This is a genomic window from Psychrobacter sp. T6-1 (assembly GCF_052258445.1).
The window spans coordinates 1-16,233 of sequence record NZ_JBQQFC010000032.1 but is presented as its reverse complement, the minus strand read 5'-3'; the positions used below and the strand labels follow the sequence as shown (position 1 = coordinate 16,233).

Genomic DNA, 16,233 nt, shown 5'->3' with positions numbered 1-16,233 from the left:
TTCAATTGAGACATTATCTGCTATGATAGGCGGATTTTATTATCGCCACTTTTTGGGTTTTGGATACTTGTATGCGCCTGTCTACCACTGATTTACAAAAACGTCTGAATCCAGTCAAGACTAAAGGGTTGCCGCTACCAGTAGTGCTTATCCTTGCTTGGCTGGCGGGCGCTATGTTTACCTTAGCGCTTGCGCCTTATGGCATCTGGCCACTCGCTGTGGTATCGCCTGCGATTTTGTATGCGTTACTTATGCCGCAGATGAGTGGTCGCCGCGCTTTTATCATCGGCGAAGCGTATGGGATGGGACTGTGGTGCGTGGGAGCGTTTTGGCTATATACCTCTATCCATGTCTATGGCAACACGCCTATGTGGCTTGCGCTAATATTGATTGCGATTATGGGCCTTGGGATGGGGCTTTTTCATGGGTTCTTAGCGCTGATATTTAACCGATTTGTCGGTCGCCAGCCGTTTTCCTTTGCCGCGCTTTGGATATTACAAGAGTGGCTAAAAACGTGGCTGTTTACTGGTTTTCCTTGGTTATTTGTTGGGTACGCTTTTACCGAGCAGTATTGGCTCTCATCCTTAGCGCCTGTTGGCGGCGTATTTACCGTATCCTTTGTCGCTGTATTACTGGCAGCGAGTATGGTTGAGCTACTGCGTCGCCGCGGTGGTTATATGGTCGCATCGATAGCGCTCTTAATCATTAGTACTTCGCTGTGGCTGATCAATCCGCAGTGGACTAAGCCTAAGGGCACTCCTGATCTATCAGTGTCCTTGATTCAGGGCAATATTCCGCAAGACCTAAAGTGGCTCACTGAGTTTCAGGTAGAGACGCTCAAAATCTATGCGACATTGACGCGCAGCGAGTGGGGACGCGACATTGTTTTGTGGCCTGAGTCCTCCATTCCTATGTTTCAAACAGAAGCGGTGCCCTTTATCAATGAGATGGTCAAGATGGCCAATGAGACCGATACCACTTGGGTTACTGGTATCCCTTACAAAGATGAAGCGGCGTTTGATCCTGCTACGGACGAATACGCCCCCTTTTATAACAGCGTCATTGCATTGGGTAGTGAAGCTGAGGGCATGTACAAAAAGCAGCGCCTAGTGCCGTTTGGCGAGTACATCCCGTTTGAGGGTATGCTCGATATCCTGCCCGATCTGGCAGGTAGCCAAGATATTTTGAGCTATAGCGAGGGTAGCGATCAGCAGGCACCGCTACGCGTACGCGGTCATAATTTAGGCGCCGCTGTGTGTTACGAAGTCGCTTATCCTGATACCACGCGCAAAAATGCTATCGGCACTGACTTTTTATTGACCATTTCTAACGACGCTTGGTTTGGTACCTCAGCAGGACCCTTGCAGCATCTGCAAATGGTGCAGATGCGTGCACTTGAGAATGGACGCTGGTTTATGCGAGCGACCAATACAGGGGTGACGGCTATTATCGATCATAAAGGCCGTATTGTAGAGCGCGCGCCGCAGTTTGAGCGCACCGTATTACGCGGTGATATTCAAGCGCGAGTCGGCAACACGCCGTTTATGCGTTTCGGTCATTATCCTATTTTGATTATTATCGCTATATTACTGTTACTGAGCTACGTAGGCCGTCGCAGCAGTACTCGCACTCAAGCACAACACCCTAGCAAGAGATAACAAGGGTTAGCTTATTACTGCCAAAGACAGTTGCGGGCTAAATTTTTACGAATAAGTCCTTTAAATAGGTAAGGGTTTTCACAAATCGGTAAAAATTGCGATATAATAGGTCAAATTTAAAATATTTTTTGTCCAAGGTGGATAAGGTATGTCAGAAGATATCATCAACAACAATCCAAAAAAAGAGTTCATGTTCGCCCTAGTTGGCGTAGGTATGTTCTTAGCTATCGTTTTACTTATTGGTATATCTGCCTTTTTGCGTCCAGCAGGTGAGCATATCACTGCCGAGGCGACTGAGGAATCGGTTGCGGCTGAAAACGCAGAAGCTATCGTTGCTGAAGATACGGCTGAGCCTGCGGCTACTGATGGCGCAGAAGATACAGATTTGGGCGCTGGAGAATCAGCGGCACTAGAGGATCAAACAATAGGCGCTGCAACAGTGACACCAGATCCAAGTACGGGTGACTCTATCGTTGCAACTCAAGCAGCTGAGGCCACAGCAGACGGCGTTGTTAATCAAGAAGCCGTCGCCGAAACTGACTTGGTCGGACCTTCTGATCAAGTCGCAGGTACGGTTAATCCACCAGTAGCTGCGCAATAGGTTTTTGAGTCAAAAGTATCATTTAGACGTTGTTTCTAAGCCTTAGCACCATAAAAACTCGCCTTCATATTATGATGGCGAGTTTTTTGTTGTCTCGTTTTATAATAAAGAGTGCTTACAAATAATCAGTGTTTATAAATAGGCGCTCATCCCCAGATAAGCACTATAGCCAGATAATCATTATAAACAGATACTATCGCTATCTCATTATGACAATGTTACTAATAAAAAAGAGGTTCTATGTCCACTCAAGCCCTAACATCCAAAGCCAGTATTCAGCAGCGTATTAGCGAAGTACAAGCTACTCTTAAAGCGCAAGATCTCTCTGCGCTTATCGTCCCAACCGCTGATCCGCATTTATCTGAGTACTTGCCTGAGTATTGGCAGGCACGCGTATGGCTATCAGGGTTTACAGGCTCCTCTGGTACATTGGTCGTGACCGCTGATTTTGCAGGCCTGTGGACAGACAGTCGTTATTGGGTACATGCCGCGAGCGAGCTTGCAGATACAGGTATTGAGTTAAAAAAGCTGGCTTTGGGTGAGCCTAATCATGTTGAATGGTTAGCCGATCAGTTGCAAGATGGCGATAGCGTGACAGTTGATGGCAGCGTGCTCTCTATCAGCGAGCAGGATAAACTATTGGACGCTTTTGCTGGTCAAGACATCACTTTAATCACTGATCGAGATGTCCTTAGTCAAGTGTGGACAGATCGTCCTACGCTACCTACAGCTCAGCTATATCAGCATGAGGCGCCGTTTGTCTCGCAGTCTGCGGCGTCGAAAATAGCAGCCATTCGCGCAGGCATGACAGATGCAGGCGCGACTCATCATCTGCTATCTAGCCTAGATGATATTGCTTGGCTCACTAACTTACGCGGCTCTGATGTCGACTACAATCCTGTCTTTTTATCACATATGCTCATCAGCGCAGACAAAGCAACGTTGTTTGTTGATACTCATAAAGTCAGCAGTGATATTGAACATTCTCTCAAAGAGAGCGGTATTGCCTTAGCAGATTACAAGGATATCAAAGATGCACTAGGACAATTGACCCCTGATGATTTGCTGCTACTAGACCCAAGTAAAGTTGCAGTCGGCACCTTATCTAAGATTGTTGATAACGTGGGCTTCATTGAACAAATAGCACCGAGCACTATGCTCAAATCCATTAAATCTGAGGCTGATATCGAGCATATCCGCGAAGCTATGCGTCAAGATGGCGCGGCGCTTTGTACGTTCTTTAGCGACTTTGAAGCGCGACTAGATAAAGGTGAGCGTTTGAGCGAATTGGACGTTGATCGTATGCTCATTGAGGTGCGCAGTCAGCAGCCAAATTACGTCTCACCGAGCTTTCCGACGATTGCAGGCTTTAATGAAAATGGCGCTTTGCCGCATTACCGCGCTACACCAGAGAGTTTTAGCTATTTGGAAGGCGAGGGTGGCTTGCTACTTATCGATTCAGGTGCTCAATATCAAAACGGCACTACCGATATCACCCGTGTCGTCGGCATTGGCGCTGTCACTAGTGCACATAAACGCGACTTTACGCTAGTGCTCAAATCGCATATTGCGCTTGCGCGTGCAAAATTCCCTGAAGGCATCAGCTCGCCTGCTATCGATGCGATTTGCCGTGCGCCATTATGGCAAGCGCAAATGGACTACGGCCACGGTACAGGACACGGCGTAGGTTATTTTTTGAATGTGCACGAGGGCCCGCAAGGCATCTCTTATAACGCCAGTAATACCAAAGAGCGGGCGATGCGGACAGGAATGATCACTAGTAACGAGCCAGGATTGTACCGTGAGGGCAAATGGGGTATTCGTATTGAAAATTTAGTAGTCAATATGCCAGTATCTGAGCCCAGCGAGTTCGGTCAGTTTTTGCAGTTTGAGACAGTAACCTATTGTCCAATAGATACGCGTTTAATTGACGAGTCACTGCTGGATCGAGTAGAAATCGATTGGTTAAATGACTATCACAGTCAAGTCTACAATGAGCTACAAGATCGTATTGAGGGAGCAGCTTTAGAGTGGCTTACCCAGCGTACGCAAGCTATTTAACCTTTAGATTTATCAAAAAAGGCGCTGTCGTTTAGATGACAGCGCCTTTTTATTACTAGTAGTCTAAGTAGTATTTAGATTATTCTTTATTATCTGTATCACTAAGAGGTGCTTTGTCTGGAATAGTTCCATCATTTTGCGTATTTGCTTGATCGGCGCTAGACAAGCGCTGGGTCACCTCAGCTCGCATCCAAGATTTAAGATTCTCAGAGATTTGCATCATTTGCTCGCTAACATAGTCGTCAATACTCGTTTCAAGCTCACGAATCAGGCTTTCGTGATCAGCATTTAGTTTACTGTCATTTAAAGACAAATGAATAGCGGTATGCGTGCGCGCATTTTGGGTTATTGCGCTTATGCTGTTGTCATTCGTCGCTATATTCTGACCATCTGAAACGTTTGTTTTTCTATCGGCGTCACTAATATCAGTATTAACATCAATATTAGCATCGGTACCCGCGGTGTCATTGTCTATCGTGTCTTCAACTATAGATTCACGCGCCCTAGCCTCTTGCTTGTCTGCCTCTTCTTGTCGTTTGCGCTTGTTGTCCGCTTCTTTTGCCTTCAAAGCTTTTTCTTCTTCTTGCGCTTTTTTAGCCTCTATCTCTTCTTGTTCTTTTAAACGTAAGGCATCGGCAGCTTGCTTATCGGCAATGGCTTTAGCGATGGCTTGTTCTGCATGATGATTTTCGTATAATTCATCAAGATGGGCGTCCAAATCATGCGTGTCAAAGACAAAGTCTTCAAATGAAGTCTCAGGCTGGAGTAGGGTTGTGATATCAGTGAGCTCTTGAATAATAGCTGCGCGTATCAGCTCAGGCGCATATGTCCAGCGCTGGTAGAATTGTTGAGAGAATGAATAGCTTGACATGATATCTTCCATAAAGTGCTAAAAATTACCCCTTATCATACGCAAGTCGGATAAGGGGCTGCAAGAGGACAAACGTAGTAATCTAACGCGAGCATTGCGCTAAGACAAATCAAGCACCAATCTAAGCGTTTAAATCAGGTCCAACGCGCAAAGAGTAAAGAGCCGTTAGTACCACCAAAGCCAAAGCTATTGGACACCGCATACTTTAGATTATCGACTTTGCGTGAGGTATTGGCCACATAATCTAAATTACAGTTATCCTCGATATCATCTAAATTAATCGTTGGTGGAATGTGCTGATGCTGTAGAGCTAAGACGGTAAATATTGCCTCGATACCGCCTGCTGCACCTAGCAAGTGACCGGTCATGGATTTGGTTGAGCTGACGAGTATGCTATCTGTGATATCGGCAAATACTGTCTCAATCGCTAATGATTCTGCAACATCACCTGCAGGAGTACTGGTACCGTGAGCATTGACATAACCCACAGCGGACGGCTCGATGCCAGCGTCGTTGAGCGCATTTTGCATGGCTCGAGCAGCGCCACTACCGTCTTCGGGAGGCGCGGTAATGTGACTGGCATCATCACTCATACCGAAACCGACCAGTTCTGCTAAAATATTGGCGCCGCGCGCTTTGGCGTGAGCAAGGCTTTCGAGCACCATGACGCCTGCGCCGTCCCCTAAGACAAACCCGTCACGCCCCTTATCAAACGGACGCGAAGCCTTTGTTGGCTCGTCGTTGCGCGTAGAGAGCGCATGCATTGCGCCGAACCCTGCGATACCTAATGGACTTGAGCCTTTTTCGCTCCCGCCTGCCAGCATGACGTCGGCATCGCCATGAGCTATGAGTCGTGCGGCCAATCCGATAGCGTGCGTCGCTGTCGTACAGGCGGTGGATGTCGCTAAGTTTGGACCTTTTAAGGTATGTTTGATAGCCACAAGACCTGCTGCCATATTGACGATAGAGCCTGGAATAATAAAGGGCGAGACCTTTTTTGCGCCTTTATCTCGTAGCATATCGCGGCTGTTTTCAATAGTTTGAATACCGCCAATACCTGAACCCAAAATCACTCCAAAGCGCTCTTGATCGACATCTTTGACCGGGCTGTCAGCAGCGCTTATCTCATCGATGTAGCCTGCATTGTGTAGTGCCATAGAAGTGGCCGCTACCGCATAATGCATAAACTCATCGTAGCGGCGTGCGTCTTTAGGATTCATGTAGTGCTTGGCGTCAAAGTCTTTAACCGTACCAGCGATTTGCGCGCGGTACTCTTCAGGGTCAAAATGGGTGATAGGCGTAATACCACTCTCACCATTTAGCAGTCTTGTCCAAGTGCTCTCAACGTCTAGTCCTAAAGGTGTTATCGCACCCATACCCGTTACAACGACGCGCATCTCATCAGAGCGTTCATGATGCGCAGCTTTACGGCGTTTTTGGTAGGTGGATTGATCTTGATTCGAGGTGGCTTGGCTCATATATATCGTCCTATACTTGCAGTTTAAAAATGGGTTTTGTACAGCGCACATGTGTGTTGCTGTACTGAGCGCTTGTCTTCCCTGACTGTAGGGCGCTCATCGATCGTATTGTTCATAAATTATAGCAACTATTATAAAACACATCAGTTTACGCGTGTAAACTTAAATAAGACGAGCCAGTTCGCCATGCAAAATTAATGTGGATAACCTTTTAAAAAGTGTTTAAATTTTTTATTCACAATGAGATCTAGTCTACTCTAAGCAAAACACACCTGACCTAATACCACGCTTTTATTAGCACCTGTTACCGCAGGCAGATTGCCCGTCTCACCCATTAACGTTTGACGCGCAAGCCAAGCAAAGGCCACAGCTTCAACCCAAGTTGGCGCAAGACCTAGAACCTCAGTCGTCTGCACACTAGTATGCGGCAAATGCGCTTGCAACCTCGTTATCAGATAACTATTTAGCGCACCGCCGCCGCAGACATACACAATGCTGTCATCATGAGATTGGATAAATTGATTGATCTGGTCGCTAGCACTCATAGCAGTCAGCTCGGTCAAAGTTGCTTGCACATCAGCGGATGAGTAGCGAATATGAGCCGATGCTTGATCGAATTTTTGTAGCTCATCTTGTAGCCATTCTAGATTAAAGTCCTCGCGCCCTGTGCTTTTAGGATAAGTTTTTGCAAAAAATGGATGCTCTATCAGCTGATTAAGTAGCGGCTCAACAACTTGCCCAGACTGCGCCCAAGCGCCATCGGCATCGTAGTCCCGACCAGTATGAAGCGCGGTCCAAGCGTCCATCAATACATTAGCAGGACCAGTATCATAGCCAGTCACCTTATCTGAGCCAGCAGGCAAGACGGTGATATTAGCAATACCGCCTAAATTTAGCAGGATACGCGTCGTGTGTGCATCTGAGAATAGAGCATGATGAAAGGCAGGTACTAGCGGCGCACCTTGCCCGCCAACTGCCATATCGCGGCGGCGAAAATCACTGACCACGCTGATACCTGTGCGCTCAGCGATAATATTGGCGTCAAGTAATTGCAACGTATAGCCCATCTGCGGGCGATGACGTACCGTTTGCCCATGACAGCCAATAGCTAGCACGGACTCTGCCTCGATATTGGCTCGTTGCAACAAGGTATTGACCGCATCACTTGCAAACTCGCCATATGCTTTGCTGGCCCAGCCAAACCAGTCTAATTCGCTATTGGGCTCGCTCTCTACTGGCGTTAAGGCTTGCACGCCATTAGGCTGACACAAGGCAAGCAGCACTTCTCGCAGACGCGGCGGGAAGTCTCGGCTATAGCTTGCCAATAATTGCATAGGTGCGGCGCTAGAGTCCGCCGTGAACTGACACAGTACCGCGTCCATACCGTCCAAACTCGTCCCTGACATCATGCCGATATATAGACCATCATTGAAGTTCTCGAACAGGGTTTGCTCTAGGGTATCGACAAGCGACATATCCTCGCCATCGCTTAGATCTACGTTGGAGTTTTGATTATCAATAACAGACACAGGCTTACTCATGGCAATTTACCTCAAAAAACGCTAGTATATCTCTCAAATTCTACCATCTTTTACAGGCTACAAGATTCTAATTGGCCCAAACGCGTAAGCCTTTTCATAATGACAATAAAGAGATTCTCATGACCACTCAAACCCATACCTTAGAAGACCAACTTGCCCTAATTGAACGCGGTACGCAAGAGGTGTTATCTAGAGACGATTTAATCGCTAAACTTAAGCTAGATCGTCCGCTACGTATCAAGGCAGGCTTTGATCCTACCGCGCCTGATTTGCATTTAGGTCATACGGTACTTATCAATAAGCTCAAGCATTTTCAAGATTTGGGCCATGAGATTTATTTTTTGATAGGCGATTACACTGCCAAGATTGGCGATCCTTCGGGCAAAAACAGCACGCGTCCGCCATTGACCGACGAGCAAATCAAAGTCAATGCTGAGACGTACGCTGAGCAAGTGTTTAAGATTTTGGATAAAGATAAAACCAAGATCGTATTCAACTCCGAATGGTTCAAAGATATGTCAGCGGGCGATATGATTCAACTCTCAAGCCAGCTGACGGTTTCGCGCATGCTAGAGCGTGATGACTTCTCCAAACGCTACGCGGCGCAAACGCCTATTGCCATTCACGAGTTTCTCTATCCCTTAGTGCAAGGTTATGACTCTATCGCGCTTGAGGCGGACGTTGAGCTTGGCGGTACCGATCAAACCTTTAATATTTTGATGGGACGCACCCTCCAAGGTCGTTATGGTCAAGAGCCACAAGTTTGTATTACTGTGCCAATCTTAGAAGGGCTAGACGGCGTCAATAAAATGTCTAAATCCTTGAACAATTACGTCGGTATTTATGATGCGCCAGGCACCATGTACCAAAAGCTTTTATCCATGCCAGATACGCTTATCCGTCGCTACTTTGAGTTTTTGAGCTTTAAGCCGATGGATGAAATTGAAAGCTTGATGGCGGAGATGGATAACGGTCGTAATCCGCAAGAGATCAAACGCATTTTAGCCGAAGAGTTAATCGAGCGCTTCCACGATAGCGACGCCGCTGCTAATGCGCACAAATCTGCTGGTAACGTCTTAGCCGATGGCGAATTGCCTGTCGATCTGCCAGAAGTTACATTGGACTTAGAAGGTGCGGATGCGCTATTTATCACTCAAATCCTAAACCAAGCACAGCTTGCCAAAAACAACTCAGCAGCCAAAGATATGGTCAAACGCGGCGCGGTAAAAGTCGATGGCGAAGTGGTTGATGCTGGGTTTAGCTTAACCTCAGGGCAAACGGTAGTCATTCAGGCAGGTAAAAAGGCATATGCTAAGGTGACGGTGGGATAAAGCGCGTAGGATTAATAAGGTAAATAAAAAAAAGGCAAGAGGCATGAAGCAAAAATATCAATCCATACCCCAAGGCATCTACCGCCACTACAAAGGCAATCTGTATCAAGTCTTGCATACCGCGCAGCATTCTGAAACCGAGGAGTCGCTAGTAGTTTATCGTTGTCTCTACGGCGAGTATGGCATGTGGGTACGACCGCTTGCGATGTTTGCTGAGACGGTTATGATAGATGACAAAGAAGTACCACGCTTTGAGCTGATTAAAACTCTAGCGGATTGATGATTAAAATACCTTTTTAACATCCCAAAAAAAGCGACCCTATAAAGGTCGCTTTTCTTCTTTGAGTGAAAGTATGACGTCAATTAGCTACCTAAAAACTTAATAAGCGCTTCGTTAAACTCTTTAGCATGCGTGACATTAATGCCATGTGGGCCACCTTCAATGATATGCAATTGACTATCAGCGATCATCTCATGCGAGCGCTCACCACTGACTTCAAAGGGTACGATTTGGTCGGCATCACCATGGATCACTAAAGTGGGTACATCGAATTTCTTTAAATCATCACGAAAGTCAGTGTACGCAAAGGATTTAACACAGTCATAAGTGGCTTTAGCAGACGCGTATGACGCGATATCGCGGTTATACAAGCGCATGGGCTTACTGACCAACAGTTTGCCGTCTTTTGGCGTAAAAAAGTTCTTAGTGAAGTCATTTAAAAAGGCAATACGGTCGCCGCTGACCCCATCCAAAAACTCTTGTACATCCGCCTCTTCTAAGCCGCCATCAGGATTATCATCTGCCTTGAATAAATAAGGCGGCACTGCTGAGGCCAGCACGGCTTTACTCACACGCTCAGAGCCATAGTTGCCAAGGTAGCGCGCTACTTCACCACCGCCCATAGAGAATCCAACGATAGTAGCATCTTGCAAATCAAGCTCATCCATCAGTGCCTTTAAATCTTGAGCTAAGGTGTCGTAGTCATAGGCTTCCCAAGGCTGGGAGGATCGACCAAAGCCGCGTCTATCATAAGTGATGACTTGATATCCAGCTTCGACTAAAGCCATAAGCTGTGACTCCCACGCGCGTCCACTTAGCGGCCAGCCATGAATGAGTACCACAGGTTTGCCGCTGCCTTGAACTTCGTAATATAGATTAACAGGTTGATTGTCTTGAGTATCGACTTTTATATAGGGCATATTCATATCCTTTTGAATGATTATTTTTTTGGTGGCGTTATTTATGATTATCTTTTTATAAGACATCACAGTGGTACGCCAACTCTTAAGTATAAGAGCTGGTTATGTTATTTGCTGTGAGAGGTTGTGATAAATATAGTGTGGTTGTGTGAGCAGGGGTCGTCTCTAAAAATCATTTTAAAAGAATGCTTTAAGCACTTTATAAAACCTAACGGGCTCATCAAGTGGTACGGCATGACCTGAGTGCGGTAAAACGATTTCAGTGGCATTGGGCAGCATCTGCGTCACCTTTTGTTGCCACTTAGGATCGTAGAGCTTTGAGCGTCCGCCAATCAGATTGACGACAGGAATAGTCACTTTTTCTAACGCTCCGCGAAAGTCATAGGGCAGCTCCAAATAAGCTTGCAAGCATTGTCTTTTATGATTCCAGATACTATGCTCATAAAGCGCAAGCTTAGGATCGTTTTTGTAGGTTGTCGCTTGCACAAACGCTTTTGAGCGTGTGCGATTAACTGACAGGAGTGAAAACAACCGCTCGACATCGGTAGCATGGCGTTTGAGGGCAAAGGGTAGATGCGTAAAGCTGCCACTATCGGCATAAGGCAAGGTTTTGTCGATGACCTCTTGAAAGATATCGAACACTTCTTGCTGGCGCGTACCAAATAGGCCGCCTTGCCAGTCGGGCTGATTATGAATAGCAGGGTTTTGATCGATATTCAAAAATTGGCTAACTCTATCCACGCCAAAACGTTCGAAATAGGCCCACATGACCTGCGCGCCCATAGAGATTGCCGCAATAGGCAGAGACTCTACTTCTCTGAGCGTACAGATATGCTCAACCATATCATTCATATCCTCAGCGTATTGACGGATAAAATCAAACTGAGTCAAAGCAATCTCTTTGGCCTCACCAAAGCCTCTAAAGTGCGGCAAATAAAAGGTGTGTTTGCCAAGGAGCGGCGTTATAAACGGCAAAAACTCACGCGCATCCATACCATAGGCGTGCAGCAGTAATACAGCTGGCCCTTTTCCAATTACTGAAACAGGTAGCCGCGTGCCGTCAGCTGCTGTGATATTTATGGTCTGTAACTGATATGGCGTGAGCAAGTTTTTTATCATAGCGTGTTTTATAGTTTCCTAAAAATGTTGTGGATAGCAGTGTGATTTAAATGTTTATTGCCACAATTTAGCGTACTCGTCGTCACTGATAGTAGCGATATCTAACTCATTTAACATAGTACGCAGTGCTGACCAACGCTCCTTGTTAGGCTCAATAGGAGTAATCAGGCGACTTAGCGTATCGGTGATAATGTCATCCATTAACGCTGAGGGCTCATCTGCTGTGTAGCCGTAATAAATCTCGCGCGCTTTTTTAGGCTGACTAGTGCATAGTTCAGCCATTTTCATCGTCACTTTGACAAAGTGCTCCATAGCGTCTTTTTTGTTGTCCCACAGACTATGCGTGGTCATCATCTCTAGCGCTGAAAAGTTTGGATAAGGCGATAAGTGCTGATCAATAAAGGTGTATTCAAGTCCGATGTGATTGGCCTCGATGCCTTCAAAGTTATAAAAGCACAGCCAAGCCCCATCGAATTCGCCAATTGCATCGCCTTCTTGCAAGTTCTTTAGATGTTGAAAGTCGGTTTCTACAAATTCAACACTCGCGCGATCCAAATCAAAGCCATTTTGCTTTGCATAACGACGTAGTATCTCAAAACCGATTTTGTTGGTAATAGGATTAGCAGAGGGCGTCGTAATACGAATGGGCTGATTTTGTGTAAACTTATCCACACCGCTTTGCTTCATCATAACCCCGCCGTCGGTCACAAAAAAACAGCCAAGCGCTTTTAAATCAGTGAAGTAATGCTCAAACAAATGAATCGGCTCATTAACATGAAAGTCGATATTACCTGCTTGTAGCTCGGCAAAACCATCATAGTGTTCAGTCGGCTCAATCATCGTAATATCGAGCCCAGCTTCTTTGTATGCACCAGTATGAATACCGGCGATAAAGGGCAGATGATCAGGATTCAAAAACCATTCTAGTGTCAAAGTGAGCGATGTGTTCGCCATCATATATCCTTATCGTATCGGTTAAAGGTTCAGTGATAACACCTTTTATAACAAAAGCTACGGTAATAGAGGTTAAAAACCGTCAAACTGACCATAGCACAAAAATGTTTTTATAATAAAAATACTTAGTATTGATACATCATAAAAGGGATATAGGTTTATGAGCAGATCGACGTTGTCCGCATTAGATACGAGTCTATATCCGCAAGTTTGGAGGCAGCAGACGGTTATAGATCCGCAAAACTTGCTTATGGCGCTTTTGACAGGTGATATCGAGATTGATCCAAAAGAATTTACTAAGCTATTACTAAAAGACACCGTGTACCAAGAATGGATCAACGCGACTGTATTTGGGCGCTATATTCAGCGCAGCTTTACCGCTTTTTATCGTCAGACCGAAGATAGCTTCAACATGGATATGCCCGCATTGTTTCGCCGTGAGCTCATGCGCCATGCGCAGTTTTTACCTATCAATCAGATATTATTTGTCGCAGGAGATATTCCCAAAAGCGCGCGACTCGACAAGCTTTTCACCACAACGGTCAATCCAGCAACCGCCCTCGATGATGCACAAAAAATAAGCCAAAACGCAGTGAAATCTGGACGATTACTCTCTCAAGAGATTATTATTAATAAAATAAAAGTGGCTGGCAAACAAGTCGTGGGCTTTCCCATACGTCATAATAAGCGTACGAGTGAACGCACACGTAACGAGGTGCTCATCTTAGATTTCAATGACTTGCGTTTGGTTAGCGAAGAGGTTGTAGAAGCAAGCGCTATTAAAAAAAGCAATACAGCCGAGACCATATTGCTTCGATATTATGAATTACGCTGATAGTGTTATCAACAATAGCAGCTTAACTTTTAAGACTAGTCTTTAGCAATCGTTAACCCATTAAAGGTTTGCGCGACTGGCATGACCTCCAAGCGATTGACGTTGATATGCGCAGGCGATTCAATAAGCCAGAGCAAGATATCGCCGATATCTTCACCCGTCATGGTTTTAAAGCCATCATATACCTTTGCTGCTTTGTCATCATCGCCGTGATAGCGCACGTTTGAAAATTCTGTACCCGCTACATTACCAGGCTCGAGATTGGTCACGCGTACTTGCGTACCGAGCAAATCTGCACGCAAATTTAAGCTAAACTGCTTTACAAAGGCCTTAGTCGCACCATAAACGTTACCACCATAATAGGGCCAAGTGCCCGCGATAGAACCGACGTTGATAATGTAACCGCTATCACGCTCAACCATTACTGGCAGGACGGCATGAGTTAAGGCCATCAATCCTTTGACATTGGTATCGACCATTTGCATCCAGTCATCAAGCGCGGCACTCTGGGCAGGCTCCGTACCGAGCGCGAGTCCAGCATTATTAACGAGCACATCGATCTGACTAAAATCGCTTGGCAAGTCTTTGATAATTTGTGCAATAGAGTCGGTATCGCTGACATCCATAACCACGGGCAAAAACAATTCACCTAATTCGTCAGCCATAGCATTTAGTTTGTCTAAGCGACGAGCACAGCCAATAACGCGGTGGCCTTTAGCGACTAATTTTTCAGCCAGCGCTTTACCGAATCCAGCGCTAGCCCCTGTAATCAATATATTCATTATCTGCCCCTCTGCGATGTCAATGTTTATTGTTTACCAAAGATTTTATCGCCCGCATCACCTAGACCTGGAATGATGTAGCCGTCTTCATTTAGATGACTGTCGAGCGCTGCGGTATATATCTTTACATCAGGATGTGCTTCATTGACTAGGCGTACCCCTTCAGGAGCGGCGACCAGCACCAAGGCTTTTATATTTTGACAGCCATGTCTTTTTAGCATGTCAATAGTGGCGACCATAGAGCCGCCGGTGGCGAGCATAGGATCGATGACCAGTGCAGGACGCTTATCCATGTGGCTGACGAACTTCTCAAAGAAGGGTACAGGCTGCAAGGTTTCTTCATCACGTTGCAAACCGACAACTGAGATTTTTGCTGTGGGAATCAAGTCGAGCACGCCGTCCAGCATGCCCAAACCTGCACGCAAAATAGGCACAACCGTTGCAGTCTTGCCGACAATTTGCTCACCATCGATCTCGCCGCACCAGCTCTCCATTGGAAAGGTTTCAATTTCAAAATCATGACTTGCTTCATATGCCATCAGGCGCGCAAGCTCTTTGGTCAGTGTGCGAAACTTATAGGTACTACAGTCCTTTTCGCGCATAAGACTCAGCTTATGACGCACCAAGGGATGATCGATGACCGTAATGTTTAGCTCACTCATAACTACTCTCTTATTAGATAGATTAGGCGCTAGTAGGTTTAACACTAGCTCTTTGTTCTTAATATTGGGTTCTTGATAGTGGATGATGCTCGTATGCTATGATAACAAAAAAACCGCTTTTCTAATGAAGAATGTTATGACCAAACCATCCTCAAAAGCTCAGATCGACAAAGACGATTCTACTAATAACTTAGATAAGGCAAAAACTGCTAGTCCAGAAATAGAAGATCATCCCTTTAAACCTGTATTGCCGCCCAATGCCACCGTTATGATGATGGGCAGCTTCCCGCCGACCTCTGACAAATGGGCGATGCGCTTTCATTACCCCAACTTTTATAATGACATGTGGCGTATTTATGGCGGCGTCTTCTTTGACGATGTAAACCACTTTAGGGTAGGGGATGACAAACGTTTTGATCCTGATCAGATACGCGAATTCTTATTTGAGCGCGGGATCGCTTCTTGTCCGACAGTCAGACAAGCGATACGAGAAACGGGGAATGCATCAGATAAAAACCTTACTGTAGTCACCCCGGTTGATTTGGATCTGATCTTACCGCAAGTGCCAAAAGTAGAAGCATTATTTACCACAGGCGGTAAGGCAACAGAGGTTTTGATTGAGCTATTAGATATCTCCTTACCCAAGTCCAAATACCCAAAAACCAATCAAAGCATGGCTTATCCTTATAAGTGGCAAAGCGATGATTCAGAACTAATAGATCAAAAAGTAAATAAGTTAACTCTACATAGATTGCCGTCTACCTCACGCGCATATCCTCTAGGATTAGATAAAAAGATAGCGGCTTACAAAGGATTTTTTGAAAAGCTGGGTAAGCTATAAAAAGAATGATAGCGTATGGTGAAGTTAGCGAAGCGTAATCCACCACTCTAAACTCTTGATAAACAGGCACAATTAAATTTTCAGCGGATTAAATTAGAATAAACCTAAAACAGAGGTTGACGCCTAACCGAAAGCGCGTATAATGCCACCCAGTCGAGAGGGAAGGCGGATTGAGAATGAGTTATCATTCTAACCAACCAGCCAATAGCGAGAAGTTTCAACCTAACTACTTTAGTAATTAGAAATGAAATTTCAAACTAAATAAAATAAACCCTTGACACCAAATAATAAGCGTCTAT

At 45.6% G+C, this 16,233-nt stretch carries 15 protein-coding genes; 7 read left to right on the top strand and 8 right to left on the bottom strand.

Annotated features, from left to right (window positions below; translation table 11 throughout):
• Nucleotides 1-71: 71 nt before the first annotated feature.
• From lnt to ACTXGO_RS03780, 3 genes are all read left to right on the top strand, one after another.
• Nucleotides 72-1,658 carry an apolipoprotein N-acyltransferase gene (lnt, locus tag ACTXGO_RS03790; protein ID WP_443573406.1) on the top strand — a complete coding sequence of 529 codons (1,587 nt, stop codon included), beginning with the start codon at nucleotides 72-74 and terminating at the stop codon, nucleotides 1,656-1,658.
• 148 nt (nucleotides 1,659-1,806) lie between these two features.
• A complete protein-coding gene (locus ACTXGO_RS03785; RefSeq protein ID WP_443542789.1) occupies nucleotides 1,807-2,259 on the top strand; it encodes a hypothetical protein in 453 nt (150 codons plus the stop codon).
• Nucleotides 2,260-2,499: 240 nt separating this feature from the next.
• Nucleotides 2,500-4,320, top strand: a complete 1,821-nt coding sequence (locus ACTXGO_RS03780) for an aminopeptidase P family protein (protein ID WP_443573405.1) — start codon at nucleotides 2,500-2,502, stop codon at nucleotides 4,318-4,320.
• A gap of 79 nt (nucleotides 4,321-4,399) precedes the next feature.
• Here ACTXGO_RS03780 and ACTXGO_RS03775 read toward each other — a convergent pair whose 3' ends face one another.
• The 3 genes from ACTXGO_RS03775 to ACTXGO_RS03765 all read right to left on the bottom strand — a co-directional run bounded on the left by ACTXGO_RS03775 (nucleotide 4,400) and on the right by ACTXGO_RS03765 (nucleotide 8,210).
• Nucleotides 4,400-5,191 carry a hypothetical protein gene (locus ACTXGO_RS03775; RefSeq protein ID WP_443573403.1) on the bottom strand — a complete coding sequence of 264 codons (792 nt, stop codon included), beginning with the start codon at nucleotides 5,189-5,191 and terminating at the stop codon, nucleotides 4,400-4,402.
• Between the two features lie 134 nt (nucleotides 5,192-5,325).
• Nucleotides 5,326-6,669, bottom strand: a complete 1,344-nt coding sequence (fabF, locus tag ACTXGO_RS03770; RefSeq protein ID WP_443573401.1) for a beta-ketoacyl-ACP synthase II — start codon at nucleotides 6,667-6,669, stop codon at nucleotides 5,326-5,328.
• Between the two features lie 257 nt (nucleotides 6,670-6,926).
• Nucleotides 6,927-8,210 (bottom strand): anhydro-N-acetylmuramic acid kinase, encoded by a 1,284-nt coding sequence (locus tag ACTXGO_RS03765; protein ID WP_443542796.1) that lies wholly within the window; start codon nucleotides 8,208-8,210, stop codon nucleotides 6,927-6,929.
• A 119-nt stretch (nucleotides 8,211-8,329) separates the two neighbouring features.
• On the opposite strand from ACTXGO_RS03765, the gene tyrS reads away from it, so the two are divergent.
• Together tyrS and ACTXGO_RS03755 are read left to right on the top strand one after the other, a co-directional pair.
• Nucleotides 8,330-9,541, top strand: coding sequence for a tyrosine--tRNA ligase (gene tyrS, locus ACTXGO_RS03760; protein WP_443542798.1), 1,212 nt, complete (start codon nucleotides 8,330-8,332; stop codon nucleotides 9,539-9,541).
• 43 nt (nucleotides 9,542-9,584) lie between these two features.
• A complete protein-coding gene (locus tag ACTXGO_RS03755) occupies nucleotides 9,585-9,821 on the top strand; it encodes a DUF1653 domain-containing protein (RefSeq protein WP_443542800.1) in 237 nt (78 codons plus the stop codon).
• A gap of 83 nt (nucleotides 9,822-9,904) precedes the next feature.
• Here the strand turns inward: ACTXGO_RS03755 and ACTXGO_RS03750 are convergent, their stop codons facing one another.
• The 3 genes from ACTXGO_RS03750 to ACTXGO_RS03740 form a co-directional block, all read right to left on the bottom strand.
• On the bottom strand, nucleotides 9,905-10,741 hold the full coding sequence (locus ACTXGO_RS03750) for an alpha/beta fold hydrolase (RefSeq protein ID WP_443542802.1): 837 nt from the start codon (nucleotides 10,739-10,741) through the stop codon (nucleotides 9,905-9,907).
• 177 nt (nucleotides 10,742-10,918) lie between these two features.
• Nucleotides 10,919-11,848: an alpha/beta fold hydrolase gene (locus ACTXGO_RS03745; RefSeq protein WP_435949763.1), complete on the bottom strand. Its 930-nt coding sequence runs from the start codon at nucleotides 11,846-11,848 to the stop codon at nucleotides 10,919-10,921.
• A 66-nt stretch (nucleotides 11,849-11,914) separates the two neighbouring features.
• The gene (locus ACTXGO_RS03740) at nucleotides 11,915-12,814 is read right to left on the bottom strand and encodes an ABC transporter substrate-binding protein (protein WP_443573399.1); all 900 of its coding nucleotides are present in this window, start codon (nucleotides 12,812-12,814) and stop codon (nucleotides 11,915-11,917) included.
• Between the two features lie 160 nt (nucleotides 12,815-12,974).
• On the opposite strand from ACTXGO_RS03740, the gene ACTXGO_RS03735 reads away from it, so the two are divergent.
• The gene (locus ACTXGO_RS03735) at nucleotides 12,975-13,649 is read left to right on the top strand and encodes a hypothetical protein (RefSeq protein WP_443542807.1); all 675 of its coding nucleotides are present in this window, start codon (nucleotides 12,975-12,977) and stop codon (nucleotides 13,647-13,649) included.
• A 35-nt stretch (nucleotides 13,650-13,684) separates the two neighbouring features.
• Here ACTXGO_RS03735 and ACTXGO_RS03730 read toward each other — a convergent pair whose 3' ends face one another.
• Nucleotides 13,685-14,431, bottom strand: a complete 747-nt coding sequence (locus ACTXGO_RS03730) for an SDR family NAD(P)-dependent oxidoreductase (RefSeq protein ID WP_443573397.1) — start codon at nucleotides 14,429-14,431, stop codon at nucleotides 13,685-13,687.
• Nucleotides 14,432-14,457: 26 nt separating this feature from the next.
• Nucleotides 14,458-15,093, bottom strand: coding sequence for a uracil phosphoribosyltransferase (gene upp / locus ACTXGO_RS03725; RefSeq protein WP_435949759.1), 636 nt, complete (start codon nucleotides 15,091-15,093; stop codon nucleotides 14,458-14,460).
• Between the two features lie 136 nt (nucleotides 15,094-15,229).
• Between upp and ACTXGO_RS03720 the strand changes: the two genes are divergently transcribed.
• Complete coding sequence (locus ACTXGO_RS03720; protein ID WP_443542811.1) at nucleotides 15,230-15,934, top strand: DNA glycosylase; 705 nt, start codon at nucleotides 15,230-15,232, stop codon at nucleotides 15,932-15,934.
• Nucleotides 15,935-16,233: the final 299 nt, after the last annotated feature.